Source organism: Streptomyces sp. NPDC027672, assembly GCF_055566335.1.
Map to the genome: position 1 here is coordinate 602,462 of NZ_JBVHSO010000004.1, position 14,966 is coordinate 617,427.

Genomic DNA, 14,966 nt, shown 5'->3' on the forward strand with positions numbered 1-14,966 from the left:
CCGCCTTCCTGTTCACTTGTCTCCGTCAGGGCATCGTCACGGGCAGGGGGCGGCGCGTCATGGACCCGGTGATCATCGTCGGAGCGGGGCCGGTCGGACTGACGCTCGCCCTGCTGCTGACCCGTCAGCGCGTGCCCGTCGTCGTGCTGGACGAGGGCCCCGGCAAGGACGAACCCCGCCCCGCGCGCACCGTCGTCCTGCACGAGGACACGGCCGATCTGCTGGAACGGCTGACCGGAGCGGCGCTCGGCGCGCACGGCGTGCGCTGGGCCGGGTGGCGGTCGCTCCGGCGCAAGCAGGTGCTCACCGAGATCGCCTTCGCCGAGGACGATCCCGCCGCCCCGCTGCACATCGCCCAGCACGTCGTGACGGACGCCCTGCGCGCGGCCCTCGCCGGCGAACCGCTGGCCAAGGTGGCCGTCGACAGCCGCCTGGACGCGGTCGAGCAGGAGCGGGCCGGCGTCACCGCGCACACCCGCGGCCCCAAGGCCACCTGGTGGCGCGGCAGTTACCTGGTCGGCTGCGACGGTCCGCGCTCCACCGTGCGCAAGCTGCAGGACATCCGCTTCCCGGGCCGTACGGCGGTGGAGCGGCACGCGGTCGCCGCACTGCGGACCGAACTCCCCTGGGAGGCACACGCGGTGCTCCACCGGATGCCGCCGTGGCGGTCGTCCGGACCTGCGGTCACGGAGGTGACCGCCCGCCCCCTGCCGGACGGCGCCTGGCGCCTGGACTGGCTGCTGCCGCCGGGCAAGGACCTGGTCACGCCCGAGATGCTGGTGAGCCGCATCCGGGAGACCCTCACGGGCTGGACGGGCAGCGCCGCACCGGCGTACGACCTGCTCGACACCGGAGTCCACACGGTGCACCACCGGCTGGCCCGCCGCTGGCGCGCCGGCCGGGTCTTCCTCGCCGGGGACGCGGCCCACCTGCTCGGCGCGGCCGGCACCCAGGGGCTCGACGAGGGCCTGCGGGACGCCGGCAACCTCGCCTGGAAGCTGGCCGCCGCCTGGCACCACGGCCCGCACGAGGCCCTGCTGGACAGCTACCAGACCGAGCGGCGCGCGGTGGTCGCCGCCCGGCTGCGCGCCGCCGACCAGGCGCTGCCGGGACTGCGGGGCGGCGGCGGGCTGCGCGGCATCGTGCCGGGCGCCGCCCGGGGCCATGACGCGCTGCTCACCGACGGCCACCTGGGCCGCGGCCCGCTGGGCGCGTCCGGTACGTACGCCGGCTCGCCGCTCATGCCGGGCCGGCTGGAGGCGGCCATCTCCGTGGACACCCCGCCGGGCGCGCCGGTCGCCGACGTCCGGGTCACGGCGGAGGACGGGTCCTTCGTCCCGCTGCGCGACCGGCTCGGGCGCGGCGCGCTGCTGGTCGTGCTGATCGCGCCCGGCACGGGTGTGTGGGACCGCAAGCACTGGGTGTCCGCCGGGGTGATGCCCCGGCTCGCGGCGGCCGTGACCGCGCTGCCGCACCCCGCCGAGCTGCTGGTCGCCGAGAGCTACCCGGGCGCGCCGGCCCACAGTGTGCTGCTCGTACGGCCCGACGGCCACCTGGTCACCGCGCTGAGCGGGGTCCGCCCGGCCGACCTGTACACGGCGGCGGAAGCCGCGCTGGGCGGCGCGGCCCCGGCGGAGGGCCCGGCGGAGCGGGAACAGGAACCGGCGACGGCGGAGGCGGCGTCCGGCGCGCGGTGAGGGGCGGCGGGGGTGCGCGCCGTGGGTGCGTGCGGTGAGTGCGCGTGCGGCGGGTGCGTGCGGTGGATGCGTGCGGTAGGTGCGCGGGGGCGGGTGCACACGCTGAGTGCGCGCGGTGGGGAGGCGTGCGGTGTAGGGGCGTGCTGTGGGGGCGTGCGCGGCGGGTGCGCGCTGAGTGCGTGCGGTGGGAGCGTGCGGTAGGTGCGCGGGGGCGGGTGCACACGCTGAGTGCGCGCGCTGAGTACGTGCGGTGTAGGGGCGTGCTGTGGGGGCGTGCGCGGCGGGTGCGCGCTGAGTGCGTGCGGTGGGAGCGTGCGATTGCGCGGGGCCGGGTGGCGGTCCGCGCCGGGGTCCGCGCCGGGGTGCGTGTCGGGGAAGTGCGCAGGTCCCGATGTGCGCCGGTGGCGTGCGCGGGCCCGGACCCGGTGCGCGCCGGGCGTACCCCCTGGCCTTCCGTCCACGAGGTGACACCCGGTTGACCGGGATACGCCGGCATGCTGTACTCCGGATCGTGACCGACACCTACGTGCGCCTGTGGCGGAGGGTCCATATGGACCTCGTCCGCTACGCGGGCTGCGTCTGTCACCCGTCCTGCTGAATTCGCGCCCCCTCCCTCACCGGGCGCCCCCGCGCGCCCGTTTCCGCGAACGCCCCACAGGACGGTTCCCGTGTCTGCCCCCTTCTCCTCCCCCCTGCCCTCGGCCGTGTCCCCCCGCTCCGCGCCCACGCAGGCGGACCTCCTCGGCTTCGTCCGGCGTGCGGCGGCCGACGCCGAGCTGATCGCCTCCCTCCCGCTCGACCCGGAGGGCCGCACCTGGGTGCGGCTCCAGGGACCGCGCGGCAGCGAGGCCTGGCTGATCGGCTGGCCGCCCGGCACCGGCACCGGCTGGCACGACCACGCCGACTCGGTCGGCGCGTTCCTCACCGCCTCGGGCGCCCTCACCGAGAACTCCCTCGCCACCCGGCTGCCCACCGACGGCTGGAAGACCCTCGAACTCAACGACGGCGTGGACCGCGTACGCCGGCTGCCCGCCGGACAGGGCCGCGCCTTCGGCCGCCACCATGTGCACGAGGTGCTCAACGAGTCCCGTGACCGGCACGCGATCTCCGTCCACGCCTACTACCCGCCGCTCCCCCACATGCGTCGGTACAGCCGCACCGGCCAGGTGCTGCGCCTGGAGCAGGTCGAGCGCGCGGAGGACTGGCAGTGAGCGGCGCGGGCGAGCGGCCGGTGACGAGCGGCGGGCCGGACGGACGGCCGCCCGGCATCGACGAACTGCTGGACCGGGTACGGGCCGGCTACCGGCGGATCGAGGCACGCGAGGCGCACGAGGCCGCGCGCGCCGGTGACGCCCTGCTGGTCGACATCCGGTACGCGGCGCTGCGCGAGCGGGACGGACTCATCCCGGGTGCCGTCGTGGTCGAGCGCAACGAACTGGAGTGGCGCCTCGACCCGCAGGGCAGCCACCGCCTCCCCGAGGCCACCGGACACGACCTGCGGATCGTGGTCGTCTGCAACGAGGGCTACGCCTCCAGTCTCGCCGCCGCCTCCCTCCACCAGCTCGGCCTGCACCGGGCGACCGACCTGGTGGGCGGTTTCCAGGCGTGGCGGGCGGAGGGCCTGCCGGTGGAACCGGCCACGGCCTGACCGCACCCGGCGGACCGCCGAACGCGCCGACGGGCCGTGGACACCCTGCCTCGGCGGGTGGTGTCCACGAACCACCGGCGCTTCGGCGTTCCCCTCCCGGCCTCGCCGGCGCCGGCTACTCCCCGGCCGTCGCCACCGTCACCGCCCGCACCCGGAGCGCCACGCGTCCCGGTACGGCACTGGCCACGAGCGCGAGGACACCGGCGGTCCCGACGACGCAGACGCAGACGGGCGGGCGGGCGGAGCACTGCGGTGATCCGGTGTCCTGACGGAGGGGCACCCCACCCGTGCGCGGCGGGGGTTAACCCCACCCTCACCTCGCCCCGGCGCCGGTCCGCACCGGCCGGTCCGGCCCGCCCGTGCCGCGGGTCCCGTCAGATGTCCCCGTCCCCGAGGAAGTCCGTGTCCTCGCCCTCCTCCTCCAGGGCCTGGCGGACGACGCGGAGGGCCATGCCCTCGGGATAGCCCTTGCGGGCGAGCATGCCCGCGAGCCGGCGGATCCGTTTGTCGCGGTCGAGACCCCGGGTGGCCCGCAGCTTGCGGGCGACGAGTTCCCGGGCGGTCTCCTCCTCCTGCTCGGAGTCGAGCCGGGCGACGGCGTCCTCGATCAGCGCCGGGTCGACTCCCTTGGTGCGCAGCTCCCGGGCGAGGGCGCGGCGGGCGAGTCCCCGCCCATGGTGCCGGGACTCCACCCAGGCGTCCGCGAAGGCGCCGTCGTCGATGAGCCCGACCTCCTCGAACCTGGACAGCACCTCCTCGGCCGCGTCCTCGGGGATCTCCCGCTTGCGCAGCGCGTCCGCGAGCTGTTTGCGGGTGCGCGGGGTCCCGGTGAGCAGGCGCAGGCAGATCGCCCGTGCCCGCTCCACCGGGTCCCCTGAAGACTCCCCCCGCTCGTCCCTCGCCGAGGAGGGGGCGCCTTCGTCCTCACCGGGCGCGTCGCCGAAACCGCGCCGTCGGCCACGCCCGCGCCCGCGGCCCCCGCCCCGCGGGCCGTACTCGTCACGCCGGCCGGACCGGTCGCGCCCGCCGTACTCGCCCGATACACCGTGCTCGCCGTGCCCGTCGTCCCGCGGTCCGTCGTCCGGTGGTCCGTCACCACCCTCCGGGACGGAGTCCGGGCGGCTCCCGGTGCCCCTCCCCCGTGGGGCACCGGGGGCGGCGTACTCGTCCCCGGCCCAGTCGGTTCGTCGTGTCACGGGTCAGCTCTTGGCTGCGGCGGCCTTGGGCTTGGCGGCCTTGGCGGCCGCCGGGGCGGGCACCACCTTGGCGGAGTCCTCGGCCACGACGGGGGTGACCGCGGCGTCGGCGCCCGGCTCGGCGGCGGGCTCCTCCGGCCGGACCCCGACGCCCAGCTTCTCCTTGATCTTCCTCTCGATCTCGTTCGCCAGGTCGGGGTTGTCCTTGAGGAAGTTGCGCGCGTTCTCCTTGCCCTGGCCGAGCTGGTCGCCCTCGTACGTGTACCAGGCGCCGGCCTTGCGCACGAAGCCGTGCTCCACGCCCATGTCGATCAGACCGCCGCTGGGCCTGTACCAGACCCTGCGGATCACCCTCGGTGCCGGTGACGACGTGGACACGGCCAACTTCCGGCTGGCGGTGCTCGGACTGGTCGTCTACACGTCGGCCTTCGTGTGCGAGGCGATCCGCTCCGGCATCAACACGGTGCCGGTCGGCCAGGCGGAGGCCGCGCGCGCCATCGGACTCAGCTTTACCCAGGGGCTGTTCCTGATCGTGCTGCCGCAGGCGTTCCGGGCGGCCGTCGGCCCGCTGACCAACGTGCTGATCGCGCTGACGAAGAACACGACGGTGGCGGCCGCGATCGGCGTCGCCGAGGCGGCGCTGCTGATGAAGGACATGGTCGAGAAGGAGGCGCAGTTGCTGCTGATCTCCGCGATCATCGCGTTCGGCTTCTGCTGCCTGACCCTGCCGACCGGCCTGATCCTCGGCTGGGTGGGCAAGAAGGTGGCGGTGAAGCGATGACCTCGGTCCTGTACGACGCCCAGGGACCGCGCGCCAAGCGGCGCAACGTCCTCTACACGGTGCTCTTCCTCGTCGCGCTCGCGGCCCTCCTGTGGTGGCTGTACTCGTCCCTGGACGCCAAGGGCCAGCTCGCCTGGGCCCTGTGGAAGCCCTACCTCGGCGGCGGCGCCGAGGCCTACTCGACCTACATATGGCCGGGCCTGCAGAACACGCTGAAGGCGGCGGCGCTGTCGATGGTCATCGCGCTGCCGCTGGGCGCCGTCCTCGGTATCGCGCGGCTCTCGGACCACGTGTGGGTACGGGTGCCCGCGTCGGTCGTGGTGGAGTTCTTCCGCGCGATCCCCGTACTGGTGCTGATGATCTTCGGGCTGGCGCTCTTCGCCCAGTACACCGACGTGAACTCGGACGACCGCCCGCTCTACGCCGTCGTCACCGGCCTGGTGCTGTACAACGCGTCGGTGCTCGCGGAGATCGTCCGCGCGGGCATCCTCGCGCTGCCGAAGGGCCAGTCCGAGGCAGCCATGGCGATCGGCCTGCGCAAGGGCCAGGTGATGCGGCTCATCCTGCTGCCGCAGGCCGTGACCACGATGCTTCCGGCCATCGTCAGCCAGCTCGTGGTCATCGTGAAGGACACCGCGCTCGGCGGCGCCGTCCTCACCTTCCCCGAACTGCTCGCCTCGGCGAACACCATGAGCGGCTACTACGGCGCCAACACCATCGCGTCCTTCACGGTGGTGGCCGTCATCTACGTGATCATCAACTTCTCGCTGACCTCGTTCGCGAGCTGGCTGGAGGGCCGGCTGCGGCGGCGCAAGAAGTCGACCGGCGTGGTGCTGAGCGCCGAGAAGACGGCGGACGTCCAGGGCGCCGCGGGGACCGGAACCTCCGCCTGACGCCAGGTCAGACCCGAATGCACCACCCGGAGGCAGTGGCCTGATCGCCACTGCCTCCGGTCGCTTGACGCAAACTCTGCCAATGGGTTGCATACGCTTTGTGATCGTGCACCCCGCTCCGCCTTCCTGTTCACTTGTCTCCGTCAGGGCATCGTCACGGGCAGGGGGCGGCGCGTCATGGACCCGGTGATCATCGTCGGAGCGGGGCCGGTCGGACTGACGCTCGCCCTGCTGCTGACCCGTCAGCGCGTGCCCGTCGTCGTGCTGGACGAGGGCCCCGGCAAGGACGAACCCCGCCCCGCGCGCACCGTCGTCCTGCACGAGGACACGGCCGATCTGCTGGAACGGCTGACCGGAGCGGCGCTCGGCGCGCACGGCGTGCGCTGGGCCGGGTGGCGGTCGCTCCGGCGCAAGCAGGTGCTCACCGAGATCGCCTTCGCCGAGGACGATCCCGCCGCCCCGCTGCACATCGCCCAGCACGTCGTGACGGACGCCCTGCGCGCGGCCCTCGCCGGCGAACCGCTGGCCAAGGTGGCCGTCGACAGCCGCCTGGACGCGGTCGAGCAGGAGCGGGCCGGCGTCACCGCGCACACCCGCGGCCCCAAGGCCACCTGGTGGCGCGGCAGTTACCTGGTCGGCTGCGACGGTCCGCGCTCCACCGTGCGCAAGCTGCAGGACATCCGCTTCCCGGGCCGTACGGCGGTGGAGCGGCACGCGGTCGCCGCACTGCGGACCGAACTCCCCTGGGAGGCACACGCGGTGCTCCACCGGATGCCGCCGTGGCGGTCGTCCGGACCTGCGGTCACGGAGGTGACCGCCCGCCCCCTGCCGGACGGCGCCTGGCGCCTGGACTGGCTGCTGCCGCCGGGCAAGGACCTGGTCACGCCCGAGATGCTGGTGAGCCGCATCCGGGAGACCCTCACGGGCTGGACGGGCAGCGCCGCACCGGCGTACGACCTGCTCGACACCGGAGTCCACACGGTGCACCACCGGCTGGCCCGCCGCTGGCGCGCCGGCCGGGTCTTCCTCGCCGGGGACGCGGCCCACCTGCTCGGCGCGGCCGGCACCCAGGGGCTCGACGAGGGCCTGCGGGACGCCGGCAACCTCGCCTGGAAGCTGGCCGCCGCCTGGCACCACGGCCCGCACGAGGCCCTGCTGGACAGCTACCAGACCGAGCGGCGCGCGGTGGTCGCCGCCCGGCTGCGCGCCGCCGACCAGGCGCTGCCGGGACTGCGGGGCGGCGGCGGGCTGCGCGGCATCGTGCCGGGCGCCGCCCGGGGCCATGACGCGCTGCTCACCGACGGCCACCTGGGCCGCGGCCCGCTGGGCGCGTCCGGTACGTACGCCGGCTCGCCGCTCATGCCGGGCCGGCTGGAGGCGGCCATCTCCGTGGACACCCCGCCGGGCGCGCCGGTCGCCGACGTCCGGGTCACGGCGGAGGACGGGTCCTTCGTCCCGCTGCGCGACCGGCTCGGGCGCGGCGCGCTGCTGGTCGTGCTGATCGCGCCCGGCACGGGTGTGTGGGACCGCAAGCACTGGGTGTCCGCCGGGGTGATGCCCCGGCTCGCGGCGGCCGTGACCGCGCTGCCGCACCCCGCCGAGCTGCTGGTCGCCGAGAGCTACCCGGGCGCGCCGGCCCACAGTGTGCTGCTCGTACGGCCCGACGGCCACCTGGTCACCGCGCTGAGCGGGGTCCGCCCGGCCGACCTGTACACGGCGGCGGAAGCCGCGCTGGGCGGCGCGGCCCCGGCGGAGGGCCCGGCGGAGCGGGAACAGGAACCGGCGACGGCGGAGGCGGCGTCCGGCGCGCGGTGAGGGGCGGCGGGGGTGCGCGCCGTGGGTGCGTGCGGTGAGTGCGCGTGCGGCGGGTGCGTGCGGTGGATGCGTGCGGTAGGTGCGCGGGGGCGGGTGCACACGCTGAGTGCGCGCGGTGGGGAGGCGTGCGGTGTAGGGGCGTGCTGTGGGGGCGTGCGCGGCGGGTGCGCGCTGAGTGCGTGCGGTGGGAGCGTGCGGTAGGTGCGCGGGGGCGGGTGCACACGCTGAGTGCGCGCGCTGAGTACGTGCGGTGTAGGGGCGTGCTGTGGGGGCGTGCGCGGCGGGTGCGCGCTGAGTGCGTGCGGTGGGAGCGTGCGATTGCGCGGGGCCGGGTGGCGGTCCGCGCCGGGGTCCGCGCCGGGGTGCGTGTCGGGGAAGTGCGCAGGTCCCGATGTGCGCCGGTGGCGTGCGCGGGCCCGGACCCGGTGCGCGCCGGGCGTACCCCCTGGCCTTCCGTCCACGAGGTGACACCCGGTTGACCGGGATACGCCGGCATGCTGTACTCCGGATCGTGACCGACACCTACGTGCGCCTGTGGCGGAGGGTCCATATGGACCTCGTCCGCTACGCGGGCTGCGTCTGTCACCCGTCCTGCTGAATTCGCGCCCCCTCCCTCACCGGGCGCCCCCGCGCGCCCGTTTCCGCGAACGCCCCACAGGACGGTTCCCGTGTCTGCCCCCTTCTCCTCCCCCCTGCCCTCGGCCGTGTCCCCCCGCTCCGCGCCCACGCAGGCGGACCTCCTCGGCTTCGTCCGGCGTGCGGCGGCCGACGCCGAGCTGATCGCCTCCCTCCCGCTCGACCCGGAGGGCCGCACCTGGGTGCGGCTCCAGGGACCGCGCGGCAGCGAGGCCTGGCTGATCGGCTGGCCGCCCGGCACCGGCACCGGCTGGCACGACCACGCCGACTCGGTCGGCGCGTTCCTCACCGCCTCGGGCGCCCTCACCGAGAACTCCCTCGCCACCCGGCTGCCCACCGACGGCTGGAAGACCCTCGAACTCAACGACGGCGTGGACCGCGTACGCCGGCTGCCCGCCGGACAGGGCCGCGCCTTCGGCCGCCACCATGTGCACGAGGTGCTCAACGAGTCCCGTGACCGGCACGCGATCTCCGTCCACGCCTACTACCCGCCGCTCCCCCACATGCGTCGGTACAGCCGCACCGGCCAGGTGCTGCGCCTGGAGCAGGTCGAGCGCGCGGAGGACTGGCAGTGAGCGGCGCGGGCGAGCGGCCGGTGACGAGCGGCGGGCCGGACGGACGGCCGCCCGGCATCGACGAACTGCTGGACCGGGTACGGGCCGGCTACCGGCGGATCGAGGCACGCGAGGCGCACGAGGCCGCGCGCGCCGGTGACGCCCTGCTGGTCGACATCCGGTACGCGGCGCTGCGCGAGCGGGACGGACTCATCCCGGGTGCCGTCGTGGTCGAGCGCAACGAACTGGAGTGGCGCCTCGACCCGCAGGGCAGCCACCGCCTCCCCGAGGCCACCGGACACGACCTGCGGATCGTGGTCGTCTGCAACGAGGGCTACGCCTCCAGTCTCGCCGCCGCCTCCCTCCACCAGCTCGGCCTGCACCGGGCGACCGACCTGGTGGGCGGTTTCCAGGCGTGGCGGGCGGAGGGCCTGCCGGTGGAACCGGCCACGGCCTGACCGCACCCGGCGGACCGCCGAACGCGCCGACGGGCCGTGGACACCCTGCCTCGGCGGGTGGTGTCCACGAACCACCGGCGCTTCGGCGTTCCCCTCCCGGCCTCGCCGGCGCCGGCTACTCCCCGGCCGTCGCCACCGTCACCGCCCGCACCCGGAGCGCCACGCGTCCCGGTACGGCACTGGCCACGAGCGCGAGGACACCGGCGGTCCCGACGACGCAGACGCAGACGGGCGGGCGGGCGGAGCACTGCGGTGATCCGGTGTCCTGACGGAGGGGCACCCCACCCGTGCGCGGCGGGGGTTAACCCCACCCTCACCTCGCCCCGGCGCCGGTCCGCACCGGCCGGTCCGGCCCGCCCGTGCCGCGGGTCCCGTCAGATGTCCCCGTCCCCGAGGAAGTCCGTGTCCTCGCCCTCCTCCTCCAGGGCCTGGCGGACGACGCGGAGGGCCATGCCCTCGGGATAGCCCTTGCGGGCGAGCATGCCCGCGAGCCGGCGGATCCGTTTGTCGCGGTCGAGACCCCGGGTGGCCCGCAGCTTGCGGGCGACGAGTTCCCGGGCGGTCTCCTCCTCCTGCTCGGAGTCGAGCCGGGCGACGGCGTCCTCGATCAGCGCCGGGTCGACTCCCTTGGTGCGCAGCTCCCGGGCGAGGGCGCGGCGGGCGAGTCCCCGCCCATGGTGCCGGGACTCCACCCAGGCGTCCGCGAAGGCGCCGTCGTCGATGAGCCCGACCTCCTCGAACCTGGACAGCACCTCCTCGGCCGCGTCCTCGGGGATCTCCCGCTTGCGCAGCGCGTCCGCGAGCTGTTTGCGGGTGCGCGGGGTCCCGGTGAGCAGGCGCAGGCAGATCGCCCGTGCCCGCTCCACCGGGTCCCCTGAAGACTCCCCCCGCTCGTCCCTCGCCGAGGAGGGGGCGCCTTCGTCCTCACCGGGCGCGTCGCCGAAACCGCGCCGTCGGCCACGCCCGCGCCCGCGGCCCCCGCCCCGCGGGCCGTACTCGTCACGCCGGCCGGACCGGTCGCGCCCGCCGTACTCGCCCGATACACCGTGCTCGCCGTGCCCGTCGTCCCGCGGTCCGTCGTCCGGTGGTCCGTCACCACCCTCCGGGACGGAGTCCGGGCGGCTCCCGGTGCCCCTCCCCCGTGGGGCACCGGGGGCGGCGTACTCGTCCCCGGCCCAGTCGGTTCGTCGTGTCACGGGTCAGCTCTTGGCTGCGGCGGCCTTGGGCTTGGCGGCCTTGGCGGCCGCCGGGGCGGGCACCACCTTGGCGGAGTCCTCGGCCACGACGGGGGTGACCGCGGCGTCGGCGCCCGGCTCGGCGGCGGGCTCCTCCGGCCGGACCCCGACGCCCAGCTTCTCCTTGATCTTCCTCTCGATCTCGTTCGCCAGGTCGGGGTTGTCCTTGAGGAAGTTGCGCGCGTTCTCCTTGCCCTGGCCGAGCTGGTCGCCCTCGTACGTGTACCAGGCGCCGGCCTTGCGCACGAAGCCGTGCTCCACGCCCATGTCGATCAGACCGCCCTCGCGGCTGATGCCCTGGCCGTAGAGGATGTCGAACTCGGCCTGCTTGAAGGGCGGCGCGACCTTGTTCTTGACGACCTTGCAGCGGGTGCGGTTGCCGACCGCCTCCGTGCCGTCCTTCAGGGTCTCGATGCGGCGGATGTCGATGCGCACCGAGGCGTAGAACTTCAGCGCCCGGCCACCGGTCGTGGTCTCCGGGGAGCCGAACATCACGCCGATCTTCTCGCGGAGCTGGTTGATGAAGATCGCGGTGGTCTTGGACTGGTTGAGCGCGCTGGTGATCTTCCGCAGCGCCTGGCTCATCAGGCGGGCCTGCAGACCCACGTGGCTGTCGCCCATCTCGCCCTCGATCTCCGCGCGCGGGACGAGCGCGGCGACGGAGTCGATGACGATGAGGTCCAGGGCACCGGAGCGGACCAGCATGTCCACGATCTCCAGGGCCTGCTCGCCGTTGTCCGGCTGGGAGAGGATCAGGTTGTCGATGTCGACGCCCAGCTTGCGCGCGTACTCGGGGTCGAGGGCGTGCTCGGCGTCCACGAAGGCCACCTGGCCGCCGGCCTTCTGCGCGTTCGCCACGGCGTGCAGGGTCAGGGTCGTCTTGCCGGAGGACTCCGGTCCGTAGATCTCCACGACACGGCCGCGCGGCAGGCCACCGACGCCGAGGGCGACGTCGAGCGCGGTCGACCCGGTCGGGATGACCTCGATGGGGTCCCTCGACCGCTCGCCCATGCGCATGACCGCGCCCTTGCCGAATTGTCGTTCAATCTGCGCGAGCGCGGCTTCGAGCGCCTTCTCGCGGTCGGTTCCTGCCATGGGTTCCACCCGGTTTGCTTGAGTCGATCGCTTCACGTCAAAGACGCTAACGCCTGCCACTGACAATGCGCCCCGACGCAGGTCCAGCCTGTGGATAACTGAGGGACATCATCCCGCAAACCGGGACAAAGTCCCCAACCCAGAGCCTTGCCTGAGCCTCCATATGAATGGATGTTCGATTTTGGTGTCAAGCGCGCCCCACGGCCTCCGGGACCAGTCCGCCGGACCGGTCACCCGCCCCGGCGGACCGGCCTACGACCGGCTCTGCCCGCCGGGCCGGCCGGCCCACCGCCGTCGCACGCGCGCGAGCGCCCCGGGACCGGAGCGGCTCCTGCTGCTGCGGTGGCCGTGCACCCGGGGGTCGTCCGTGACGGCGTACCGCTTCACGTACGCCCCGAGGAACGCCTGGAGGGTGGCGACCGCCGGGATGGCGATCAGCGCGCCGACCGCGCCCAGCAGCGCGGTGCCCGCGATGACCGAGCCGAAGGCGACCGCCGGGTGGATGTCGACGGTCTTGGCGGTCAGCTTGGGCTGGAGCATGTAGTTCTCGAACTGCTGGTAGATCACGACGAAGACCAGCACCCACAGCGCGTACCAGGGGTTGACGGTGAACGCGATCAGCATCGGCAGCGCGCCCGCGAGGTACGTCCCGATGGTGGGGAGGAACTGCGAGACCAGGCCCACCCAGACACCGAGCACGGGCGCGTACGGCACGCCCATGACCTCCAGCAGGATGTAGTGCGCGACCCCGGAGATGAGCGCCATGAGTCCGCGCGAGTACAGATAGCCGCCCGTCTTGTCGACGGCGATCTCCCAGGCGCGCAGCACCTCGGCCTGGCGCGCGGGCGGCAGGACGGAGCACAGGGCGCGGCGCAGGCGGGGGCCGTCCGCGGCGAAGTAGAACGAGAACAGGGCGACCGTGAGGAGCTGGAAGAGCCCGCCGAGCACCTGGGTGGACACGTCGAGGACGCCGGCCGCGCTGTTCTGCACGTACTTGCGCAGCCAGTCGGAGTGGAGCAGGCCCTCCTGGATGTCCACCCGTTTGAGGTGGGTGTGGAAGGTCTGGTTGATCCAGTGGATCAGCGAGTCGAGGTATTCCGGGAAACCCTCGATCATCTTGACGATCTGGCCGGCCAGCATCGAGCCGAGCAGGGTGACGAACCCGGCGACGGCGACGGTCAGCCCGAGGAAGACCAGGAAGGTGGCGAGGCCCCTGCGCATCCCACGGGCCGACATCCGGCTCACCGCCGGCTCGACCGCGAGCGCCAGGAAGAACGCGATCAATATGTTGATCAGGAGTCCGGTCAGCTGGTGGAAGGCCCAGCTGCCCAGCTGGAACGCGGCGACCAGCGCGAGCGCGAGCACCATGGCGCGGGGCAGCCAGCGCGGCATCCGGCCGCCGGGCGCGACGGCGTCGGAGAGCGGGGGCCGGCCGGGCGGGGCCGGTGCCGCCTGCCGGGCGGACGGCTCGCCGTCCGCGGCAGTGGGTGCAAGGGAGTCCTCGTCGATCGATGCCACGCGCCCAGTCTCGCCCACGCCACGGACAACCGGAGCCCGCCGGGGAGCTTCGCGCCGGATCGATGCCGTACTGTCGAATTCGGGGCCGGCGGTCCCGGCGTCCCGCCCGCCGTCAGCGCGTCTCCCCGGTCAGCGCCTCTCGCCCGGTACGTCCATGACCGCGCAGACCACGCGCCACACGTCCTTGGCCGCCCAGCCGGCGTCCAGTGCCTCGTGCACGGTGCGTCCGCCCAGTTCCGACATGACGTGATCGCGCGCGAAGATCTCGGCGTACCCCGGACCGAAGTGCTCCGCCATTCGCTGCCAGAAGACCGTCAACCGCATGACTCCAGTATCCCGCCCCCGGGGGCGGCCCTGTCCGGGAGGGCCTGCCGGGGCCGCGGTCCGCCTTACGGTCTGACCCATGGCAGATTCAGGAGCTTCCCCACTCCCCTCCGCGCCCCCGGCGCGCTCCCCGCTCTTCCGCGCCGAGCAGTTCGTGTGGCTCACCGCGCGTGTGCTGGAGCAGCGTCTCTTCGCCTACCACTTCCTGCACGGCGGCCCGGAGCCGGTGGAGACCGCGCTCGACGCCTACCGCAACGAGGACGGCGGATACGGACACGCGCTGGAACCCGATCTGCGCGGGCCGGTCAGCCAGCCCCTGCACACCGCGCACGCGCTGCGCGTGCTGGACGCCGTCGGGCGCTGCGGCGGACAGCGGGTGGAGCGCGTGTGCCGCTATCTGACCTCGGTCTCCACCGCGGACGGCGCCCTGCCGGCGGTCCATCCCAGCCAGCGCGGATATCCGGCGGCGCCGTTCGTCCCGGTCGTCGACGATCCTCCCAGCGAGCTGCTGTCCACCGGCCCGGTGGTCGGGCTGCTGCACCGCAACGAGGTGTGGCACGCCTGGCTGTTCCGGGCCACCGACTACTGCTGGCGGGCGGTGGAGTCCCTGGAGAAGTCCCACCCGTACGAGGTGGAGGCCGCCGTGGCCTTCCTGGACTCCGCTCCCGACCGTCCGCGCGCGGAGGCCGCCGCCGACCGGCTCGGCCGCCTGGTGCGGGAGCAGCGGCTCGCGGCACTGGAACCGGACCGTCTCGACGCGTTCCCGGTCGCCGCCGGCTACGCCCCCGGCGAGCACCACTTCCCGCACGACTTCGCCCGGAGCCCGGACTCGCTCGCGCGCGCGTGGTTCACGGACGACGAGATGGAGCGGTCGCTGGACCACCTGGCCGCCGGGCAGCAGGAGGACGGCGGCTGGCCCGTCACCTGGCGCCGGTGGGCCCCGGCGCCCGCGCTGGAGGCACGCGGCCTGGTGACCATCGAGGCCCTGCGCACCCTGCGGGCCCACGGCCGCTTCGTCGGCTGAGCCACCGGCCTCCCCGGCGGGTGTGGCACGGGCGGGCCAGGGTGGCGCGGGCCGACTGGGGGTGGCGCGGGCCCGCCGGGGTGGCGCGGAAA

General features: G+C 74.4%; 15 protein-coding genes and 2 pseudogenes. 11 read left to right on the forward strand and 6 right to left on the reverse strand.

Going from position 1 to position 14,966, the window contains the following annotated elements; translation table 11 throughout:
• Positions 1 to 59 precede the first annotated feature (59 nt).
• The 4 genes from ACZ4SV_RS13685 to ACZ4SV_RS13700 all read left to right on the forward strand — a co-directional run bounded on the left by ACZ4SV_RS13685 (position 60) and on the right by ACZ4SV_RS13700 (position 3,345).
• The gene (locus ACZ4SV_RS13685) at positions 60 to 1,697 is read left to right on the forward strand and encodes an FAD-dependent monooxygenase (RefSeq protein WP_468004098.1); all 1,638 of its coding nucleotides are present in this window, start codon (positions 60 to 62) and stop codon (positions 1,695 to 1,697) included.
• A gap of 391 nt (positions 1,698 to 2,088) precedes the next feature.
• Positions 2,089 to 2,295, forward strand: coding sequence for a putative leader peptide (locus tag ACZ4SV_RS13690; protein ID WP_468004100.1), 207 nt, complete (start codon positions 2,089 to 2,091; stop codon positions 2,293 to 2,295).
• A 70-nt stretch (positions 2,296 to 2,365) separates the two neighbouring features.
• Positions 2,366 to 2,908 (forward strand): cupin domain-containing protein, encoded by a 543-nt coding sequence (locus ACZ4SV_RS13695; protein ID WP_365877514.1) that lies wholly within the window; start codon positions 2,366 to 2,368, stop codon positions 2,906 to 2,908.
• On the forward strand, positions 2,905 to 3,345 hold the full coding sequence (locus ACZ4SV_RS13700; RefSeq protein ID WP_468004102.1) for a rhodanese-like domain-containing protein: 441 nt from the start codon (positions 2,905 to 2,907) through the stop codon (positions 3,343 to 3,345). Before ACZ4SV_RS13695 ends, ACZ4SV_RS13700 begins: the two co-directional genes overlap by 4 nt.
• Positions 3,346 to 3,719: 374 nt before the next feature.
• On the opposite strand, the gene recX (ACZ4SV_RS13705) is transcribed toward ACZ4SV_RS13700, so the two are convergent.
• The gene (gene recX / locus ACZ4SV_RS13705; protein ID WP_468004104.1) at positions 3,720 to 4,541 is read right to left on the reverse strand and encodes a recombination regulator RecX; all 822 of its coding nucleotides are present in this window, start codon (positions 4,539 to 4,541) and stop codon (positions 3,720 to 3,722) included.
• A 3-nt stretch (positions 4,542 to 4,544) separates the two neighbouring features.
• Positions 4,545 to 4,862: pseudogene (locus ACZ4SV_RS13710) on the reverse strand (recombinase RecA); the annotation flags it as partial.
• Between the two features lies 1 nt (position 4,863).
• On the opposite strand from ACZ4SV_RS13710, the pseudogene ACZ4SV_RS13715 reads away from it, so the two are divergent.
• The 6 genes and pseudogenes from ACZ4SV_RS13715 to ACZ4SV_RS13740 form a co-directional block, all read left to right on the forward strand.
• Positions 4,864 to 5,322: pseudogene (locus ACZ4SV_RS13715) on the forward strand (ABC transporter permease subunit); the annotation flags it as partial.
• Positions 5,319 to 6,215 (forward strand): amino acid ABC transporter permease, encoded by an 897-nt coding sequence (locus tag ACZ4SV_RS13720; RefSeq protein ID WP_397943226.1) that lies wholly within the window; start codon positions 5,319 to 5,321, stop codon positions 6,213 to 6,215. The pseudogene ACZ4SV_RS13715 and the gene ACZ4SV_RS13720, both read left to right, overlap by 4 nt.
• Positions 6,216 to 6,392: 177 nt before the next feature.
• Complete coding sequence (locus ACZ4SV_RS13725) at positions 6,393 to 8,030, forward strand: FAD-dependent monooxygenase (RefSeq protein WP_468004098.1); 1,638 nt, start codon at positions 6,393 to 6,395, stop codon at positions 8,028 to 8,030.
• A gap of 391 nt (positions 8,031 to 8,421) precedes the next feature.
• Positions 8,422 to 8,628, forward strand: coding sequence for a putative leader peptide (locus ACZ4SV_RS13730; RefSeq protein ID WP_468004100.1), 207 nt, complete (start codon positions 8,422 to 8,424; stop codon positions 8,626 to 8,628).
• Between the two features lie 70 nt (positions 8,629 to 8,698).
• Entirely contained in the window at positions 8,699 to 9,241 is a 543-nt protein-coding gene (locus tag ACZ4SV_RS13735) for a cupin domain-containing protein (protein WP_365877514.1), read from the forward strand.
• The gene (locus ACZ4SV_RS13740; protein ID WP_468004102.1) at positions 9,238 to 9,678 is read left to right on the forward strand and encodes a rhodanese-like domain-containing protein; all 441 of its coding nucleotides are present in this window, start codon (positions 9,238 to 9,240) and stop codon (positions 9,676 to 9,678) included. Before ACZ4SV_RS13735 ends, ACZ4SV_RS13740 begins: the two co-directional genes overlap by 4 nt.
• A 374-nt stretch (positions 9,679 to 10,052) precedes the next feature.
• On the opposite strand, the gene recX (ACZ4SV_RS13745) is transcribed toward ACZ4SV_RS13740, so the two are convergent.
• The 4 genes from recX (ACZ4SV_RS13745) to ACZ4SV_RS13760 all read right to left on the reverse strand — a co-directional run bounded on the left by recX (ACZ4SV_RS13745) (position 10,053) and on the right by ACZ4SV_RS13760 (position 13,850).
• Positions 10,053 to 10,874: a recombination regulator RecX gene (gene recX, locus ACZ4SV_RS13745; protein WP_468004104.1), complete on the reverse strand. Its 822-nt coding sequence runs from the start codon at positions 10,872 to 10,874 to the stop codon at positions 10,053 to 10,055.
• Between the two features lie 3 nt (positions 10,875 to 10,877).
• Complete coding sequence (gene recA / locus ACZ4SV_RS13750; protein WP_365877507.1) at positions 10,878 to 12,008, reverse strand: recombinase RecA; 1,131 nt, start codon at positions 12,006 to 12,008, stop codon at positions 10,878 to 10,880.
• Between the two features lie 252 nt (positions 12,009 to 12,260).
• Positions 12,261 to 13,400, reverse strand: a complete 1,140-nt coding sequence (locus tag ACZ4SV_RS13755) for an AI-2E family transporter (RefSeq protein WP_468004153.1) — start codon at positions 13,398 to 13,400, stop codon at positions 12,261 to 12,263.
• 255 nt (positions 13,401 to 13,655) lie between these two features.
• The gene (locus ACZ4SV_RS13760) at positions 13,656 to 13,850 is read right to left on the reverse strand and encodes a DUF3046 domain-containing protein (protein ID WP_365874227.1); all 195 of its coding nucleotides are present in this window, start codon (positions 13,848 to 13,850) and stop codon (positions 13,656 to 13,658) included.
• A gap of 79 nt (positions 13,851 to 13,929) precedes the next feature.
• Between ACZ4SV_RS13760 and ACZ4SV_RS13765 the strand changes: the two genes are divergently transcribed.
• On the forward strand, positions 13,930 to 14,874 hold the full coding sequence (locus ACZ4SV_RS13765; protein ID WP_468004108.1) for a hypothetical protein: 945 nt from the start codon (positions 13,930 to 13,932) through the stop codon (positions 14,872 to 14,874).
• Positions 14,875 to 14,966 lie beyond the last annotated feature (92 nt).

What these genes read in the sequence shown, in the direction of transcription:
- ACZ4SV_RS13685 (WP_468004098.1), top strand. Translation starts at nt 60, where the DNA reads ATGGACCCGGTGATCATCGTCGGAGCGGGGCCGGTCGGACTGACGCTC.
- ACZ4SV_RS13690 (WP_468004100.1), top strand. Translation starts at nt 2,089, where the DNA reads ATGTGCGCCGGTGGCGTGCGCGGGCCCGGACCCGGTGCGCGCCGGGCG.
- ACZ4SV_RS13720 (WP_397943226.1), top strand. Translation starts at nt 5,319, where the DNA reads ATGACCTCGGTCCTGTACGACGCCCAGGGACCGCGCGCCAAGCGGCGC.
- ACZ4SV_RS13725 (WP_468004098.1), top strand. Translation starts at nt 6,393, where the DNA reads ATGGACCCGGTGATCATCGTCGGAGCGGGGCCGGTCGGACTGACGCTC.
- ACZ4SV_RS13730 (WP_468004100.1), top strand. Translation starts at nt 8,422, where the DNA reads ATGTGCGCCGGTGGCGTGCGCGGGCCCGGACCCGGTGCGCGCCGGGCG.
- recA (WP_365877507.1), bottom strand. Translation starts at nt 12,008, where the DNA reads ATGGCAGGAACCGACCGCGAGAAGGCGCTCGAAGCCGCGCTCGCGCAG.
- ACZ4SV_RS13755 (WP_468004153.1), bottom strand. Translation starts at nt 13,400, where the DNA reads ATGCCGCGCTGGCTGCCCCGCGCCATGGTGCTCGCGCTCGCGCTGGTC.
- ACZ4SV_RS13760 (WP_365874227.1), bottom strand. Translation starts at nt 13,850, where the DNA reads ATGCGGTTGACGGTCTTCTGGCAGCGAATGGCGGAGCACTTCGGTCCG.
- ACZ4SV_RS13765 (WP_468004108.1), top strand. Translation starts at nt 13,930, where the DNA reads ATGGCAGATTCAGGAGCTTCCCCACTCCCCTCCGCGCCCCCGGCGCGC.